Origin of the sequence: Aquamicrobium sp., from assembly GCF_023954335.1 — a bacterium.
Lineage (GTDB): Bacteria > Pseudomonadota > Alphaproteobacteria > Rhizobiales > Rhizobiaceae > Aerobium.
This window is the reverse complement of the sequence record NZ_JAMLIE010000001.1, coordinates 921,266-937,914: the sequence shown is the minus strand read 5'-3', so window position 1 is coordinate 937,914 and position 16,649 is coordinate 921,266. Positions and strand designations below refer to the sequence as shown.

The following is a 16,649-nucleotide window of genomic DNA, read 5'->3' as shown; positions in this document are numbered from 1 at the left end:
AGGCAAGGCCGCTCTAGAACTCCGGCGGCGCGACGCCGGCCGCGCGGCAGGCTGAGACGAGGGTGTTGGCCATCAGCATGGCGATGGTCATCGGCCCGACGCCGCCGGGAACCGGGGTGATCGCGCCGGCGCGTGGCGATGCCTCGGCGAAGGCGACGTCTCCGATCAGCCGCGTCTTGCCTTCGCCCTTCTCGGGTGCGGGAATGCGGTTGATGCCGACGTCGATGACGGTCGCGCCCTCCTTCACCCAGTCGCCGCGGACCATCTCCGGCCGCCCGACCGCGACGACGAGGATGTCGGCCGTGCGGCACAGCGCGGCAAGGTCGCGCGTGCGCGAATGGGCGATGGTGACGGTGGCGTTGGCGGCCAGAAGAAGCTGCGCCACCGGCTTGCCGACGAGGTTGGAGCGGCCGACGACCACAGCGTTCAGGCCCGAGAGGTCGCGCCCGTGTACCCTCTCGATCAGCAGCATCGATCCCGCCGGCGTGCACGGCACGAAGGCCTTCTGCGGCGCGCCCGCGCCGAGCCGGCCGACATTGACGTAGGTGAGGCCGTCGACGTCCTTGTCCGGCGAGATCGTCTCGATGACGGCGAGCTCGTCGATATGGCCGGGCAGCGGAAGCTGGACGAGGATGCCATGGATCGCCGGATCAGCATTCAGGCTTTCGACCAGCGCCACGAGATCGGCCTGCGAGGTATCCGCCGGCAGGGTGTGCTGCGCCGAATGGAAGCCGCACTCCTTCGCCTTCCTCGATTTCGAGGCGACGTAGACCTGGCTTGCCGGGTCCTCGCCGACGAGGATCACGGCCAGACCCGGCGCGATGTCGTTGCGCATCGCCAGCGCCGCCGTTTCGTGCTTCACGGTCGCCGCAACTTCCTCGGCGACCGCTTTTCCGTCGATGATCCGGGTCATGATTCCCTCCGTCGCGCCAAAGCGACGCCATCGCATTCCCGGGCCCTGCGTGCAAGCTTATCCCCGCCGGCGGGGCGCCAGATCGCGACGAATTCAGGTCGATTCTTAGAGAGATAGAGCGGGATGCGGGCGGAAAGCCGCTTCACACTTTTCCTCATCCCGCTCCAGGCGGATGCGACCACTGGACGCGGCGGCCCGCCGGTGGCATCAGAACGGCAGCAGGAACGGAGAGAAGACAATGAGCGGACCGGTTGTGCTCGTCGGCTGCGGCAATATGGGCCGCGCCATGCTGGAAGGGTGGATCGCCTCGGGCAAGCTGAAGGCGCAGGAGGCGCTGGTGGTGGAGCCGGCCGAGGCGCTGCGCGCCAGAGCGGCGGCGCTTGGCGTCACCGTTCTGGCCGACGCGGGGGAGATCGGCGGCGACGTCGCGCCGCGACTCGTCGTCTTCGCGGTCAAGCCGCAGGTGATCCGCGACGTCATTCCCGCCTACAAGCGGTTCAAGGCGAGCGCGACCTATGTCAGCATCGCCGCCGGCACGCCGGTCGCCGCCTTCGAGGAGGCGCTGGGCACCGATGCCGCCGTGCTGCGCTGCATGCCCAACACGCCCGCCGCCATCGGCAAGGGCATGATGGTGACGTTCGCCAACCCGCATGTGACACGGGAGGCCGCCGCCTTCGTCGCCGACCTGCTTTCGGCCAGCGGCCGCGTCGCCGAGATCGCCGACGAGGCGCTGATGGATGCGGTGACCGCGGTTTCCGGCTCCGGCCCGGCCTATGTCTTCCATTTCATCGAGTGCCTGACGGCGGCGGCCGAGGCGGCCGGCCTGCCGGCCGAGACCGCGAAGCTCCTCGCCATGCAGACCGTCTACGGCGCGGCGGCGCTGGCCGAGGCGAGCGACGAGGAGCCGGGCGAGCTGCGCCGGCAGGTGACGAGCCCGAACGGCACCACGGCGGCCGCGCTGTCGGTGCTGATGGGCGAGGACAGGCTGAAGACGCTGGTGACCGAGGCGGTCGAGGCCGCCCGTGCCCGCGGGGTCGAGCTGCGCGGCTGAGCGGCGGGCAGCCGCCCTTCCCGCACGGCCGAAACCATTGCACCGCTGCGCCGTTCCCTCCACAGCTGGGCGCGGGGCGACAGCCAATCACGTCAGGGAGAAGTCATGATGAAGAAACGCGCGCTCGGCACGACCGGCCTCGAAATCGCCCCCGTCGTCCTCGGCGGCAACGTGTTCGGCTGGACCATCGACGAGCGCGCCAGCTTCGCGGTGCTCGACGCCTTCGCCGATCACGGCTTCAACGCCATCGACACGGCGGATTGCTACTCGGCCTGGGCGCCCGGCAACGAGGGCGGCGAATCCGAGACCATCATCGGCAACTGGCTGAAAGCGCGGCCGCGGCTTCGCGACAAGATGACGATCTTCACCAAGGTCGGCTCGGCGACCGGCGGCCCGAAGGAGCACGGCCTGTCCAGGGAATGGATCCTCGGCGCGGTCGAGCGCTCGCTCCGGCGCCTCGGCATCGACCGGATCGATCTCTACTTCTCCCACTGGCCGGACCCGGCCGGCACCTCCTACGAGGAAACGCTCGGCGCCTTCGACACGCTGATGAAGGCCGGCAAGGTCCGGGCGATCGGGGCGTCGAACGTCGATGCCGGCCAGCTCGGCGAATCGCTGAAGGTGGCGCGCGCGAACGGGCTGCCCGGCTATCAGGCGGTCCAGCCGGAATACAATCTCTACGACCGGGCGCGTTTCGACGGCGGCCTGCGCGAACTTTGCATCGCCGAGAACATCGGCGTCGTCACCTATTACAGCCTCGCCTCCGGCTTCCTCTCCGGCAAGTATCGCTCCGAGGCCGATCTCGGCCAATCCCTGCGCGGCGGCAAGGTGAAGAATTACCTGACGCCGCGCGGCGAGCGGATCCTGAAGGCGCTCGACGAGGTCGCCGCCGCCCACGGCGCGCAGCCGTCCGAGATCGCATTGGCGTGGCTGATCGCACGCGAAGGCGTGACCGCGCCCATCGCCAGCGCGACGAAGACCGCCCATGTCGAGAGCTTTGCCCGAGCGGCGCAGATCCGGCTGGCCGCCGATGAGATCGCGGCGCTCGACCGCGCCGGGGCGGAGGGCTGAACGCAGGACGCAAAGTTCGAGCAAGCTTGCGCCGCTAGGGTCGGCACCGAAAGATCGCGGAAAGTTCGCGCGCATGGGAACGACATCGGCACAAGGGCGGGACAAGCGCCTGACGCCCGGCCTCGCGGTTGCAGCCGCGGCCGGGGCGGCGGCGCTGCTTGCCAGTTGCGGCGGCCTTCTCCTGTGGCGCGTCCAGTCGTCGCTTCTCGTGCCTGTCCTTCTCCTGTCGCCCCTCGTCGTCGCGGCGAGCGCGTGGCTCGCCGCCCGCCATGCGATCCGCGCCACGCTTTCCCCCGCTATCGCGATGGCCGAGCGGCTGGCGGCGCTCGATTTCTCGGAGGACAGCAAGGTCGAGGAATACACTGACACGCGTGAACTCGTCGCCGCGCTCGCCCGAGCCCGCGCCGGCCTCGCAGCGCGGAACAAAACGGCGCGGGCGCATGCGGCGGTGGCGAAGCTGATGGGCGCAGGCATCGGCCGGCTGGCCGAGGGCGATTTTTCCGCCCGCATCTCCGTCGACCTGCCGGCGCCCTACGACGCGTTCGGCCGCGACTTCAACGCCGCCATGGAACGGCTCGAAGCGGAGGCGTCCGCGCTAACCACATTACGCGAGGCGACGGCGGCGCAGGCCGGCGCGCTCGAGGAGGCGGCCGCGCGGCTCGGCAAGCGGGCGGAAAAGCTCGGCGCGCGGGTCGAGACGGATCTGCGCATCATCGACGTGCTCGGCAAGCGCGACTCGGCAGAGGCGCTCGTCATCGCCCGCCACACGATGGAAGGCGTCGGCGTCGCCGCGCGCCGCAATGCCGAAGCGGCAGGCGAATTCGCGCGACTGGCCGAGGCGCTGCGCGCGCCGGACGGGCGGGCCGATGGCGAAGAGGACGCGGCCGCCCGCGCCGACAAGGAAATGGCCGCCTGAGAGGTCAGGCGACGAGCCGCTTCGGCAATTCCCGCGAACTACACCAGCCGCCCGACCGCCGCGTCGGCGGCGCTGCGGATCGCCTCGATGTTGCGGGCATAGGCTTCCCTGCCGCCGCCCCTGAACACGGCCGAGCCGGCGACCAGCACGTTGGCGCCCGCCGCAGCGACCAGCGGCGCGGTCTCGGGCGTCACGCCGCCGTCGATCTCGATGTCGATGGGCCGGTCGCCGATCAGCGCCTTGACGCGGCGCACCTTCTCGATGACGGACGGGATGAACGCCTGCCCGCCGAAGCCGGGATTGACCGTCATGAGCAGCACGAGGTCGAGCCGGTCGAGGACGTATTCGATGACGCTTTCGGGCGTCGACGGGTTGAGCGACACGCCGGCCTTCTTGCCGAGCGCGCGGATCGCCTGAAGCGAGCGGTCGAGATGGGGGCCGGCCTCGGCATGGACGGTGATGATGTCGCAGCCGGCCTCGGCGAAGGCGGCGAGGTAGGGATCGGCCGGGGCTATCATCAGGTGGCAGTCGAACACCTTGTCGGTGCGGCCCCGGATCGACTTGATGATCTGCGGGCCGAAAGTGATGTTGGGAACGAAATGGCCGTCCATGACGTCGAGATGGATCCAGTCCGCGCCGGCGGCGGCGACGGCCTCGACCTCCTCGCCCAGCCGCGAGAAATCGGCCGAGAGGACGGACGGCGCGATGAGCGTGCCTGCGGCGGTCGTGTCGGTCATGATGCGGGCTCCGGTTCGGTTCGCCGTTCGCCTAGCGCGCCCGCGCCGCCTTGTCGAGAAAAAGACGGATGCGGACCCAAGGATCGTCCGCCCGGCGACGTCTCATCGCCATCGAACCCGCTTTTGTGCCGAACCCCGCTTTCAAATTGACGCCCCATTCCTGTACAAAGACGTTCCGTACGGGAAGATGGGCTTGGGAGAACGATCATGCATCATCACATCACGCGACGCGGCCTGCTCGTCGGAACCGCGGCCATCGGCGTCGGCGGCCTCGGCCTCGGCGCCTTTCCGGCCTTCGCGCAGCAGGCGGGCGACGCCGCCGGGCGCACCTATCACGCGCTTCTGGTCGCCGTGACCGCCTATCCGAACCTGCCGCCGAAGGCGAGCCTCGTCGGGCCGAACAACGACGCCTCGCTGGTGCGCGAATTCCTGCTCAACAACGCGCCGGTGACGTTCGAGCCGCAGAATGTCGCGGTGCTGGCCGACGGCATCGAAAGCACGGCCTCGCCGACGCGCAGCTCGATCCGCGACGCGCTCGACCGCCTTGCCGACACGGTCAAGTCCGGCGACTTCGTCTATCTCCAGTTCTCCGGCCACGGCACCCAGCAGCCGGCCATGGACCCCGCCATCGAGCCGGACGGGCTCGACGAGTGTTTCCTGCCCGCCGACACCGGAATGTGGGAGGACCGCAACAAGGGCATTCCCAACGCGCTGATCGACAAGGAATTCCGCGACCATCTCCAGAAGATCCGCGACAAGGGCGCGTTCATCTGGGCGGTGTTCGACTGCTGCCATTCCGGCACCATGACCCGCGCCGTGACCGAGAGCGAGGAGACCGAGCGCAAGATCGACTTCACCGATCTCGGCATTCCCGAGGCGGCGATGGCCGAGGCGATCGCCGAGGCGCAAGGCCCGGCGACGCGAGGGATGGGCGAGGAAAGCCCACGGCAGAATTCGCTCGGCATCACCTCGGCCGAGCCGACGGGCGCGGAATCCATCGCACCGGGCGGCATGGTGGCGTTCTTCGCCGCGCAGAACACCGAGACGACGCCGGAAATGCCGCTGCCCAAGGGCGACCCGGAAGCGACGAAGCTCGGCCTCTTCACCTACACCGTGTTCGCCAAGATCGCCGAGAACCCGGCCATGACCTACCGCCAGCTCGGCCAGGCCGTGCTCCAGGCCTATTCGGGCGACAACCGCATGCGGCCTACCCCGTTGTTCGAAGGCGACCTCGACCGGCAGGTGTTCGGCTCGACGCCGGAGGACCGCATCGCCCAGTGGGCGATCAAGGCCGAGAACGGCATGCTGGAAATCCCGGCCGGCCAGCTTCACCGCCTGTCGCCGGGAACCAAGCTCGCGATCCTCGCCTCCCCGGCCGCGACGCTCGACCAGGCGGTCGGCTATGTCGAGGTGCAGTCGGCCAAGAACCTGACCAGCCGCGTCGTGCCGGTCGCGCATGAAGGACTGCCGGCGCTGGCCGTCGCCGACGTGCCGGTCAATTCATGGGCGCGGCTTACCGAGCTCGCCATCGGCTTCGAGCTGGTCGTCGCCCGCCCCGGCGGCGGCGACTCGCCGGCCGAGACGGAGCTGCTCAACGCCGCGCTCGACAAGATCGTCGACGAGAAGAAGGTGCCGGTCAATCTGCGCCTCGTCGATGCCGGCGAGGCGGCGGACCTGACGCTCGCGGTGATGAGCGAGATGGATGTCGGCATCATCATCGCTGATCAGGCGCGCCAGAGCGAGGACGCGGCGCGCGCCAGCCTGTCCACCGAGCCGCGCGTCTGGCTCCTGCCGCCTTCCGCCGAATTGTCGCTGGAAGAGGGCCGCCGCTCGCCGTCGCTGCCGCTGGCCGGCTCCGGCGTCGACGACATCGCCGCGAAGCTCGCCGAGGACCTCGTGCGCATCTTCCGCGCCACCAGCCTGTCGCGGCTGTCGGCCGCGTCGGAGTTCCGCCCGAACGAGGTCGAGGTCGGCTTCAAGATCAAGCGCACCGAGGCGGCCGACGCCGAGCCGCTGCGCGCCGGCACCGTGCCCGTCGTCCACCCCGACGACGAGGTGCATATCGAGGCCAAGAGCGCCTCGGCCAAGCCGGTCGACATCAACGTGCTCTATATCGGCAGCGACTACTCGATCAGCCACATGTATGCCGAGCGGCTGTCGAGCGGCAGCGAGATCGACCTGCCGCTGCTCGCCTTCACCGATTCGAGCTACGGCATCGAGCGCATGGTGGTGGTGCTGTCCGAGGCCGAGCCGCAGACCCCGGTCGAGGACCTGTCCTTCCTCGAGCAGGTCGGCATACGCCAGGCGACGCGCAGCCTCGGCGGCGGCGCGGCCTCCTTCAGCGAGCTGCTGCGCGAAGTCGCGGCCGCGCCGGCGACGCGCGGCGCGGCGCGGCTGGGCGACAAGGCCGGGGCCAAGGGCGCGGTGCTGATCTTCCCGATGGAAACCACGCCGCGGGGCTGACCCCCTCGCGCCGGCTTCGGAGGCGTCCATGTCGCACTCGGCTTTTGCGCGCGGCGCGGCGGCCCTTCGGCTCGCCGCCGCCCTCATGCTGGCCGCGGCGGCGATCCTTCCCGCCCGGGCGCAGCAGCCGTCGCAGCCTCCGTCGCATCATCTGTTCCTCAACAGCGGCGGCCACCGGGCGCTGGTCAACGACATGGCGTTCTCGCCCGACGGCGAGCTGCTGGTCACGGCCTCGGACGACAAGACCATCCGCGTCTGGGACTGGCGGGCCGGGGTGACGCTGCGCATCCTGCGCCACCAGATCGGGGACGGCAACGAGGGCAAGGTGTTCGCGCTCGCCGTCTCGCCGGACGGCGGCACCGTCGCCGCCGGCGGCTATTTCGGGCCGGGCATCGGCGAAACGCCGCCCTATGGCGATGTGCGCCTCTTCGACATCAAGACCGGGCGCATCACCGCCGTCCTGAAAGGGCTGGAGCAGGCGGTGCTCGACGTCGCCTTCTCGCCGGACGGGGCCTTCCTCGCCGCCGGCGGCGACGACGGGTTCGTGAATGTCTGGCGGCGCGACGAAACGGCTGCGACCGGCTGGACCCTGCACGGTGCGCTCGACGCCGATTCCTGGCGCATCCGCGCGCTCGCCTTCGCCGGGGGCGGCGCGCGCCTCGCCGTGGCCACGGCCGACAACGGCGTGCGGCTCTACGACATGGCGCAGGGCACGGAAATCGCCATGCCGGCCGCCGAGGCGTTACGCGACGCGCAGCTTTCCGCGCTCGCCGTCTCGCCGGACGGCACGCGGTTCGCCACCGGCGACGACGCCGGGCAGATCCACCTGTGGGCGGCGCAGGACGGCGCGCCGGTCATGACGCTGCCGGCGCGCGGTCACCGCATCGGCGCGCTCGCCTTTTCGGGCGACGGCGCGCGGCTCGCGGCGAGCTGCGGCTATCGCTGCGAGGGGGACTATGGGCTCGCCGTCTTTTCGCTCGCCGAGCCGGCCGCGCCGTCGATGCTCTATCCCGGCCACGACAACACCGTCTTCGCCGCCGCCGCCGCGCCCGAGGGGCTGATGGCGAGCGCCGGCGGCGAGCGCCACGAAATCCATGTCTGGAACCCGGAAAGCGGCGAGGCGAGGCGCGTCATGCGCGGCACCGGCGCGCCGGTGACGGCGGTGGGCGTGGCCGGCGACGGCGGTGTCATAGCCTGGGGAACGCAGAACCCCTGCCCCGGCAAGGACGCCTGCCCCGACACGATCGGCGCGCTCGAAGGCGAGTTCCTGCTGCCGACGCCGGATCGCGGCTTCGAGGCCCCCGCGCCCTATGGCGATAGCGGCGCCACGTTCGACCGCGCGGTCGTCGAGGACGGCGAGTGGGCGCTGCGCTTCGCCGCGGGCGGCGAGCACCGCCTGCCCAACGCCGTGCTCGAAATCCTGCGCGGCGGTACCGTCCTCCACCGCATCGAGAACGACGCCACCAACGGCTATCTCCACGGCGCCTATACGCTGCTGTCGGATGGCAGGACGCTCGTCACCGGCGGCTCGGACGGCACGCTGATCGCCTATGACCGCGAGAGCGGCGGCTTTGCCGGCGAGTTCACCGGGGGCCATTCCGGCGCGGTGATGGCGATGGCCGAGGCGCCGGCGGCGCGGCTGCTCGTCACCGGCGGCGGCGACCAGACGGTGCGGCTGTGGAACCTCGACACGAAGGGCCTCGTCGCCAGCCTGTTCGCCTCCGGCGACGAGTGGATCATGTGGACGCCGCAGGGCTATTTCTACTCCTCGCCAAACGGCGACTCGCTCGTCGGCTGGCACGTCAACCAGGGGCAGGACAAGGAAGCGCGCTACATCTGGGCGCGGCAGATCCGCCAGCATCTGAGCAGCCCCGAGATCGTGCGCCGCGCGATCCTGACCGGCGACCCGGCCGGCGCGGCACGGGAGCTGCGCGGCACGGACAGCCAGCTCGACCAGCTCCTGCAACGCAAGCCGCCCGAATTCGAGGCGCGCGTGATCGAGACCGACCCGCCGGCGGCGGAGGGCTACGTCTCGGTCGAGATAATCGGCGCGGCGGAAGCGGGCGCCGACGTCGCCACCTTCTCCGTGCTCGCCAACGAGCGCCGCGTCGACGAGTTCACGCCGCGCGCGGTCGGCGACGGGCGCGTCGTCATCGAGGTGCCGGTGGCCGAGGGCGAGAACGAGATCCTGATCAGCGGCGTCAACGAGTACGGCTACGTCACCGAGCGCGGCGTCCGGGCGCTGGCGAAGAAGACGGCGGCCGAGAAGCCGAAGGGCAAGCTTTATGTCGTCGCCGTCGGCGTCAACGACTATCCGCATTTGCCGAGCGATTGCGGCGGCCGCTCCTGCGACCTGAATTTCCCGGTCGCCGACGCCAGCGAGTTCGTGCGCGCGGTGGCCGAGCGCTCCGCGCCGCTGCATGCGCAGATGGAGGCGCTGCTGCTGGTCAACCGCGAGGCGCTGGAGGCGGACGATGCCCGCGCCGGCGACATCATGCGCATCGTCGGCGACGAGCGGATCCTGGAGCCGGAGGCGCGCTCGATCCGCGACGAGATCGTCGATTTCCTCGACCTGCCCGGCCCGGACGACACGACAATCGTCTTCGTCGCCGGCCACGGCATCAATGTCGACGAGGACTACTACGTGCTGCCGACCGACGCGCGCAAGCAGGATGGCGACCGCTGGCGGCGCTCCTCGCTCGTCGCCTGGTCCGACATCCACGAGGCGATCGAGCGCGCCAAGGGCCGCCGCATCCTCTTGCTCGACACCTGCCACGCCGCGGGCGCGTTCAACGCCAAGCTGGAAAAGGAAGCGGCCGACGCGCGCATCGTCGTGCTGGCGGCGACGGCGGCCAACAACACGGCGGCCGAGCTCGCCGATCTCGGCCACGGCGCGTTCACATGGTCGGTGCTGGAGGGCATCAAGGGCGGGGCGAACACCGGCGGCGACGGCGTGCGCATCCTCGGCCTCTCCGACTATGTCGACCGCGAGGTGCGCCGGCTCACCAACGAGCGACAGCAGCCCTTCTACCACCTGCCGCGCACCGAGAACTTTCTGGTGGCGCGGCCGTGAGGGGGATGGGCTGGCCGGGTTGGCTGGCGGGCTTTCTGCGCGGCTCGCGCCGCCCCTCATCCGCCCTTCGGGCACCTTCTCCCCGTGAACGGGGAGAAGGGAAGGCTGGAAGGTTGCGGCAGTTCGTCCTCTCCCCGTTCACGGGGAGAGGATGCCGGCAGGCAGATGAGGGGCAGCGCCGGCTAATGTCGGCTCTCGCCGCGCTCCTCCTCGCCTGCGCCCCCGCATTCGCCGCCTCCTGCCCCGAGGGCGACGGCCGCTTCGGGACGGGGTTCTATCCCGGCCCGTACCTGTTCGAGACGGCGATTGCCGCCGAGAAGGATTATACCCCGTCGAAAATCCGGCTTTCCGGCCTCGTCGTGCCGCATCACCTCGTCGTGCCGCGGCTGATCGCGCGCGGCTTCCGTGCCGCATCCGGCTTCGACTACGACCGGGTGATCCTGCTCGCGCCCGACCATTTCCTGCGCCTCAAGGGCGGGGATTTCGCGACGACGCGGCGCGGCTTCGACACGGTGCTCGGGCCGATCGACGTCGATCAAGAGGCAGCCGACGCGCTGCTCGCGGCGGGGGCCGTCGATTCGTGCCTCTTCGCCGACGACCACGGCGTGCTGGCGCTGCTGCCCTTTCTGCGCCACGCCTTCCCGGCGGCGAAGCTGGTTCCGGTCTCGATCTCGATCCGCTCGAAGCGGGCGGACTGGGAGAGGCTCACGGCGCTGCTGCGCCCCCTTACAGGCGAGCGGACGCTGATCGTCCAGTCGACCGACTTCTCGCACTACCACCCGCACGGCCCGGCACGGCTTTTCGACCAGCAGACGCTGAACCTGATCGCCGAGGGCGATCCGGACGCGCTCTCGCGTCTCGACCAGCCGGACCATCTCGATTCGCTGGCCAGCCTCCATGTCCAGATGACGCTGCAACGCGAGGCATATGGGGCCGCGCCCGTGGTGCTGGCCTCCGAGAACCAGCAGGAGCACACGCGCGCGCGCCTCGACGAGACGACGAGCTACAAGCTGATCGCCTTCGGCCGCTTCGGGCCGACCGACGCGCCGCACGAGCCGGAGGCGGAGGTCTATTACCTTGCCGGCGACGCCCATTTCGGCCGGGCGATGACGCAGGCGCTGACGGACGCCGACGCCGCCGAGCGGGTGGCCGAGGCCGTGCTTGCGCGCACGCACGGCCGGCCGCTGATCCTCAACCTCGAAGGGGTGATCCTGCCCAACGTGCCGGAATCGCTGCCGCACATGACCATCGCCATGCCGCAGGACCTCGCCATCCCGTGGCTGAGGCGGCTCAAAGTCGCCGCCGTCGGGCTGGCCAACAACCACGCGCGCGACCTCGGCGCGGCCGGCGTCGAGGAGACGAAGGCGGCGCTCGACGCAGCCGGCATCCCGCATTTCGGGCAGGGCGAGCGGCTGGACATCGGCGGGCTTTCCCTCGTCGGGCTGACGGACCTCGATTCCAATGGCCCGCCCTATAGCGGGCTGGTGACGCCGGAGCTTCTCGACCGGCTGCTCGTTAACGACGCGACGCGGCCGGTTGTCGCCTTCGCCCATTGGGGCCGCGAATACGTGACCGAGCCCTCGCCGCGCGAGCGGGAGCTGGCGGAAGAGATGCGGCTGCGCGGTGCGGCCGTCATTGCCGGCGCGCACCCGCACGTCGCGGACGGGCGCCTCGTCTCGCTCGGCGGCGGCGAGGCGATCATGGCCTATTCGCTGGGTAATTTCCTGTTCGACCAGACCGCCACCGATACGTCCGGCACGCTGCTCGAACTGCGCGTCTTCAGACAGGGAACGGTGGCAGCGCGGCTGATCGAGCTGCCGAACCTCTTCGACCTCGCGAAGCCCGCGCCGCGCTGAGCGCGACTATCCGCCACGTCACTCCGCCCCCTCACTCCGGCGGGACGAAGATCGCGTCGTCGAGATAGCAATTGTCGGGCTTTCCGGGAACATAGCCGGAGTCGCGCGGCCGGACGTGGTAGTAGTGCACCGGCTTGCTCTGGCGCATGCTGCCGTCGGCGAAGGTCGCCACCGCGCGGAAGCGGTGGATCGAGTTCTCCCCGGCAAAGACCTTGAGCCGCGCCGTCAGGTCGGAAACGTTGCGGTTGCCGCGCAGCGCGAGGTCGACCGTGTAGTCCTGATCGTCCGAGGGCAGGCGCACCTCCTGATAGCGCAGCGCCGCCGGCGGATCGCCCCAGCCCGAGCCGTGCTCGGCCACCATCACCTCGGTCTCGATGGCTGCGAGCTGGAGCTCGGCCTCGACCGGTTCGGTCATCTCGTAGGTGTTGCCGCGGTCGTCCGACCACGAATAGGTGAACTCGCCGCGATAGCCCACGCCGATGGCATACCCCTCGGAAAGCAGCGGCTCGATCTCGCCGAAATCGACCGTGTCGAGCATCCGCTGCCGGCATTGCGGCAGGTCCTGCTCGGAGGCGCAGGTGAAGCGCGCCCGCTCGAGCGCCGCCGTGTCGACCCCGGCCTGATCGAGGACGGAGTGCAGCGAGACCTCGAGCCCGTCGTCGAAATCGTCCACCGCGACATCGAAGCGGCGCGACCCTTCCTCGTCCGGATCGGTCGGCTTGTAGAACTCGATCGAAAGCCGCCCGTCGCGGGCCGGTCCCCAGCCGTTGTTGAGGAAAGAAAAGGTCGGGCGGAAGCCGACGCAGCCGCGATGCTCGGAGATCGTCAGGAACGGCTTACGATAGACCTGGCTGTCCTCGAAGTGAAGCTGGAACGCCTCGACCCGGACGCGCGAATTGTCGGCGGTCTTCATGGCGACCTCGAGATAGGACGGGGTCTCCTCCCAGTCCACGAAGCCGAACATGGCCAAATGGTTGTAGGCCGCGATCTTCGCCTTGCCCAGCCATGCATCGACCATGTCGCTATCCTCGGGATGGATCTCGATATGGTCGTCATAGACCGATTGCGTATATTGCATATCGGCTTGGCGCGTCATGCGCTGGTCGACCGACACGGAAAGCTCGACCTTGCCGGCGTCGCCGCCGCCCGACTGGGCGCGCAAGAGCCCGCCGACCATGGCGTCGGCCAGCGCATCCGGCCGCTGGCCGGATATCTCGACGCCGGCGCGCCAGCGCGAGGCATAGGTGGTGCCGCCTGGCAGGCGGATGGTCGCCTCGCCGTCGCGCAGGCCATTGTGGAACGTGCCGCGATAGATCGAGCCGTCCGGCCGCGTCTGCCGGCCCTCGCCCTCGGCGCGGCCGGCGACGAAGGAGGCCTCGGTGCGGGTGCCGTCGGCTTCGAGCAGCACGCCCTCGCCGTGGAGCCGGCCGGCGACCCACTCGCCCTCCAGAACCTCGCCGCTGCGCCTCTCCAGCCGGCCCTTGCCGTGCGGCCGGCCGGCGGCGAGCTCACCGACATAGGTGGAATGGATCGTGCGCCGGTCGTAGGAGGCGGAGCCGCGCACACGCCACACCAGCTTGCCGCGCCCGGTGATCGCGCCCTCGCCCGCGGCGGGGTCGAAGCCGGAGCCGGGTTCCGGCTCGAAGACGAATTCGAGCGCGTCGACCGGCTCGGCGCTCCATGCCCGCAGTTGCACCCGCGCGACCGTGCCGGAGGCGGCGTCGTGGATCACCTGCACGCGCTGCGCCCATGCGCCGGCGTCGTCCTGCGCGGCGCCGGGCGCGACGACGAGGACCAGCCCTGCCAACCCGCCGGCAAGCGCCGTCGCCATCAGCCCGCACCGCGACCGAGATGCAACCATGCGATTTCGCAGCTCCCGCCTTGCCCCTGGGGAAGGAAAACTAGACCGGCGCGGCGCGGCGTGCAACACGCCCGCCCCGGATGCACGAAACCCGCGGCTGTTTCGCAGCCGCGGGTTTCGGAGCGTCAAGGAGAAGGCCGCGCCTTACTTCGCGAGGCCCTTGACCCAGTTGAAATAGGTCTGGTTCATGCGCACCGCCGTGTTGGCGTTGGGGCTCTCGGCGACGTTGATGCCGAGGATGGTGCGCTGCTGGCTCTGCGGGTCGTACTTGTAGACCGAACCGCCGCTGGTGCCGGCATAGGTGTCGCAGTGGTACTGGAAATACTGCTCCTGCACTGCCTGGGCGGACACGTCGCAATTGGCGCGCCACATCGTGCCGGCCGGCTTGTCGCCCGGATAGCCGATGATGTTGGCGTGGAAGTCGCCGAGCTTGGGATCGTGGGCGTAGCCGAGCCAGCCGAGATGATCGCCGATCGGCTGCTGGAGGATGACCACCGCGATGTCCCACGGCACGACCGAGCCGTAATAGCCCTGGTAGTTGGTGATGTAGCCCTCGAAGATGTAGGCCGTCTCGTAGTCCCACACGCCGAAGGGGGCGCTGTCCATCGAGGTCAGGCCGGGCGCGAACATGAAGTTGTCGTACCAGCCTTCATCGTGGTCGTAGAGGCAGTGCGCGGCGGTGAGCAGCGTGCGCGGGCCGATCAGCGTCGCGGAGCAGTTGGAGAAGCCCTCCTTGGTCTGGGCCTGGAGCAGGCCGAAGACGCGGAACGGGTAGGTCGACGAATCGGTGACCTGCACGCGGTCGTCGTCGCCGAAGACCTGCCGGTCGCCCGATTCGGCGAAGGCCGGGTCGGCGTTGGGGTTGAACGCGCCGTCGAGCGAACGCAGCACGTCCTCGCTCGGCCCCTCACGCTTCTCCTCGCCGCCGCGCGAGCGGCTGACGGTGCCGTAGCTCTGCTTCAGCTTCTCGGGATCAAGGTTCAGGTCGCGGCCGATCTCGTCGACATCGACCTTCGGCGGGGTGACGGCGACGCCGCGATCGGAAAGCTCGGGGCCGCCCGGCACCGCGCGCGGGCTTTCGCCGCTGCCCTCGGAGCTGGACTGGGCAAGGGCCGCACCCGACCACATCGAAGCGGCGAGGGCGACGGACATCAGCAGTTTCGTAGTCGTGGGTTTCATTTCAGAAACTCTCCCAAAGTTAAGCAAGCAGCGGGAACCAATCCGCAAAAGATGTCGAGATCATGTCGCCGCGCGAACCGGCAATTTTCCGCGCCAGCGACCCCGCCGTCGGCGCCCTCCCCGCCGACAGGCGGCACAAGCCTCGCACATCGCCGCAAATATTCCAATATTCACAACGACAAATCGCTTCCGTACCGTCATTCCAAGGGGTTAGATGGCGGGCACCTTGCTTTGCGGCCCTGGAGCCGCGGATCGTCACGTCTCAGGAGGACGCCTTGAAGACATTCGCAAGACTGAGCACTCTCGCTGTATGCACGCTGGCGGCGGGAACGCTGACGGCCGGGTCATCGGCTTTCGCCGGCGCGAGCCCGCTGAAGGACGGCGCTGACGCGCCGCGCGCCGGAACTTCGCCCATCGCCCGCGTCCCCGCCGCCCGCACCAAGTCGGCCGAGGACGGCGACGATCGCGTCTTCGGCGGCCGCGAGGCGGCGAAGGGCGCCTATCCGTTCCAGGTGGCGCTGCTCGCCTCGAACGCGATCGACGAGAGCCCGCAATCGCAGTTCAACGCCCAGTTCTGCGGCGGCAGTCTGATCGCGCCCGGCTGGGTGCTGACCGCGGCGCATTGCCTCGTCGATTCGGGAGCGCCGATCCCGGCCGGCGTCGTCACCGCGCTGGTCGGCGCGACCTCGCTCGACGAGGGCAAGCGCCATGCGGTGGCCGAGGTGATCGTCCATCCCGGCTACAGCGAATCGACGCTCGACAACGACATCGGCCTTCTGCGCCTCGCCGAGGATGCCGACGCGCCGGTCATCGCCCTTACCGATGCCGACCGCGAGGAAGGCGCCGCCACCGTCATCGGCTGGGGGCGGATGGAGACCGGCTACTTCCCCTCCACGCTGATGGAGGCCGAGATAGAGCTGACCGCCAACGCCGCCTGCAATGCCGGCATGAAGGAGATCTACGCGCGCGACCTCGACATGATCCTTCAGGCCTATGCCCCGCGCCTGCGCTATTCGGTGGCCGCGGTCTCGGACGCGACGAAGGAGATCGTCGCCTCGATGAGCGACCCGCTGACCGGCAACATGCTGTGCGCGGGCACCACCGACGGCGTGCGCGACGCCTGCAACGGCGACAGCGGCGGCCCGCTCTTCGCGGTCGAGGACGGTAAGCCGGTGCAGGTCGGCATCGTCAGCTGGGGCGAGGGACCGATGGACGCCGAGGCTGCCTGCGGCCACGCCAACGCCTACGGCGTCTACACGAGGCTCGCCAACTATCGCGACTGGATCGCGGAAAAGATGGCGAACTGAGCCGAACCGCGTCTCGTGCGTTCCGCAGGTGCGCGATGACGACCGCTTGCGCCGCCCCTCATCCGGCTGCCGCCACCTTCTCCCCGTGAACGGGGAGAAGAGGACCTTCATCGCCGCTTTCGCCAATCGCAAGCGCTGCAAAAACTGTGTGAGGCATGCAGCCGGCATCCCTTCTCCCCGTTCACGGGGAGAAGGTGCCCGAAGGGCGGATGAGGGGCGGCG

At 69.8% G+C, this 16,649-nt stretch carries 11 protein-coding genes; 7 read left to right on the top strand and 4 right to left on the bottom strand.

Annotation, left to right across the window (positions count from 1 at the left end):
* Positions 1 to 13: 13 nt before the first annotated feature.
* Positions 14 to 913 carry a bifunctional methylenetetrahydrofolate dehydrogenase/methenyltetrahydrofolate cyclohydrolase FolD gene (gene folD, locus M9945_RS04585; protein ID WP_367943592.1) on the bottom strand — a complete coding sequence of 300 codons (900 nt, stop codon included), beginning with the start codon at positions 911 to 913 and terminating at the stop codon, positions 14 to 16.
* A 238-nt stretch (positions 914 to 1,151) separates the two neighbouring features.
* Between folD and proC the strand changes: the two genes are divergently transcribed.
* The 3 genes from proC (at position 1,152) to M9945_RS04570 (ending at position 3,951) form a co-directional block, all read left to right on the top strand.
* Positions 1,152 to 1,964, top strand: a complete 813-nt coding sequence (proC, locus tag M9945_RS04580; RefSeq protein WP_367943591.1) for a pyrroline-5-carboxylate reductase — start codon at positions 1,152 to 1,154, stop codon at positions 1,962 to 1,964.
* Positions 1,965 to 2,072: 108 nt separating this feature from the next.
* Positions 2,073 to 3,035 (top strand): aldo/keto reductase, encoded by a 963-nt coding sequence (locus M9945_RS04575; RefSeq protein ID WP_367944760.1) that lies wholly within the window; start codon positions 2,073 to 2,075, stop codon positions 3,033 to 3,035.
* Between the two features lie 73 nt (positions 3,036 to 3,108).
* Entirely contained in the window at positions 3,109 to 3,951 is an 843-nt protein-coding gene (locus M9945_RS04570; protein WP_367943590.1) for a hypothetical protein, read from the top strand.
* A 38-nt stretch (positions 3,952 to 3,989) separates the two neighbouring features.
* On the opposite strand, the gene rpe is transcribed toward M9945_RS04570, so the two are convergent.
* The gene (gene rpe / locus M9945_RS04565; protein ID WP_367943589.1) at positions 3,990 to 4,688 is read right to left on the bottom strand and encodes a ribulose-phosphate 3-epimerase; all 699 of its coding nucleotides are present in this window, start codon (positions 4,686 to 4,688) and stop codon (positions 3,990 to 3,992) included.
* Positions 4,689 to 4,895: 207 nt separating this feature from the next.
* Between rpe and M9945_RS04560 the strand changes: the two genes are divergently transcribed.
* The 3 genes from M9945_RS04560 to amrB all read left to right on the top strand — a co-directional run bounded on the left by M9945_RS04560 (position 4,896) and on the right by amrB (position 12,080).
* On the top strand, positions 4,896 to 7,151 hold the full coding sequence (locus tag M9945_RS04560) for a caspase family protein (RefSeq protein ID WP_367943588.1): 2,256 nt from the start codon (positions 4,896 to 4,898) through the stop codon (positions 7,149 to 7,151).
* Positions 7,152 to 7,179: 28 nt separating this feature from the next.
* On the top strand, positions 7,180 to 10,224 hold the full coding sequence (locus tag M9945_RS04555; RefSeq protein ID WP_367943587.1) for a caspase family protein: 3,045 nt from the start codon (positions 7,180 to 7,182) through the stop codon (positions 10,222 to 10,224).
* A 185-nt stretch (positions 10,225 to 10,409) separates the two neighbouring features.
* Positions 10,410 to 12,080: an AmmeMemoRadiSam system protein B gene (gene amrB, locus M9945_RS04550; RefSeq protein ID WP_367943586.1), complete on the top strand. Its 1,671-nt coding sequence runs from the start codon at positions 10,410 to 10,412 to the stop codon at positions 12,078 to 12,080.
* Positions 12,081 to 12,111: 31 nt separating this feature from the next.
* Here the strand turns inward: amrB and M9945_RS04545 are convergent, their stop codons facing one another.
* Positions 12,112 to 13,911: an MORN repeat-containing protein gene (locus M9945_RS04545; RefSeq protein WP_367943585.1), complete on the bottom strand. Its 1,800-nt coding sequence runs from the start codon at positions 13,909 to 13,911 to the stop codon at positions 12,112 to 12,114.
* Positions 13,912 to 14,085: 174 nt separating this feature from the next.
* Complete coding sequence (locus tag M9945_RS04540; RefSeq protein ID WP_367943584.1) at positions 14,086 to 15,120, bottom strand: serine protease; 1,035 nt, start codon at positions 15,118 to 15,120, stop codon at positions 14,086 to 14,088.
* Positions 15,121 to 15,395: 275 nt separating this feature from the next.
* Here M9945_RS04540 and M9945_RS04535 point away from each other — a divergent pair, with 275 nt between their 5' ends.
* Complete coding sequence (locus M9945_RS04535; protein WP_367943583.1) at positions 15,396 to 16,427, top strand: serine protease; 1,032 nt, start codon at positions 15,396 to 15,398, stop codon at positions 16,425 to 16,427.
* Positions 16,428 to 16,649 lie beyond the last annotated feature (222 nt).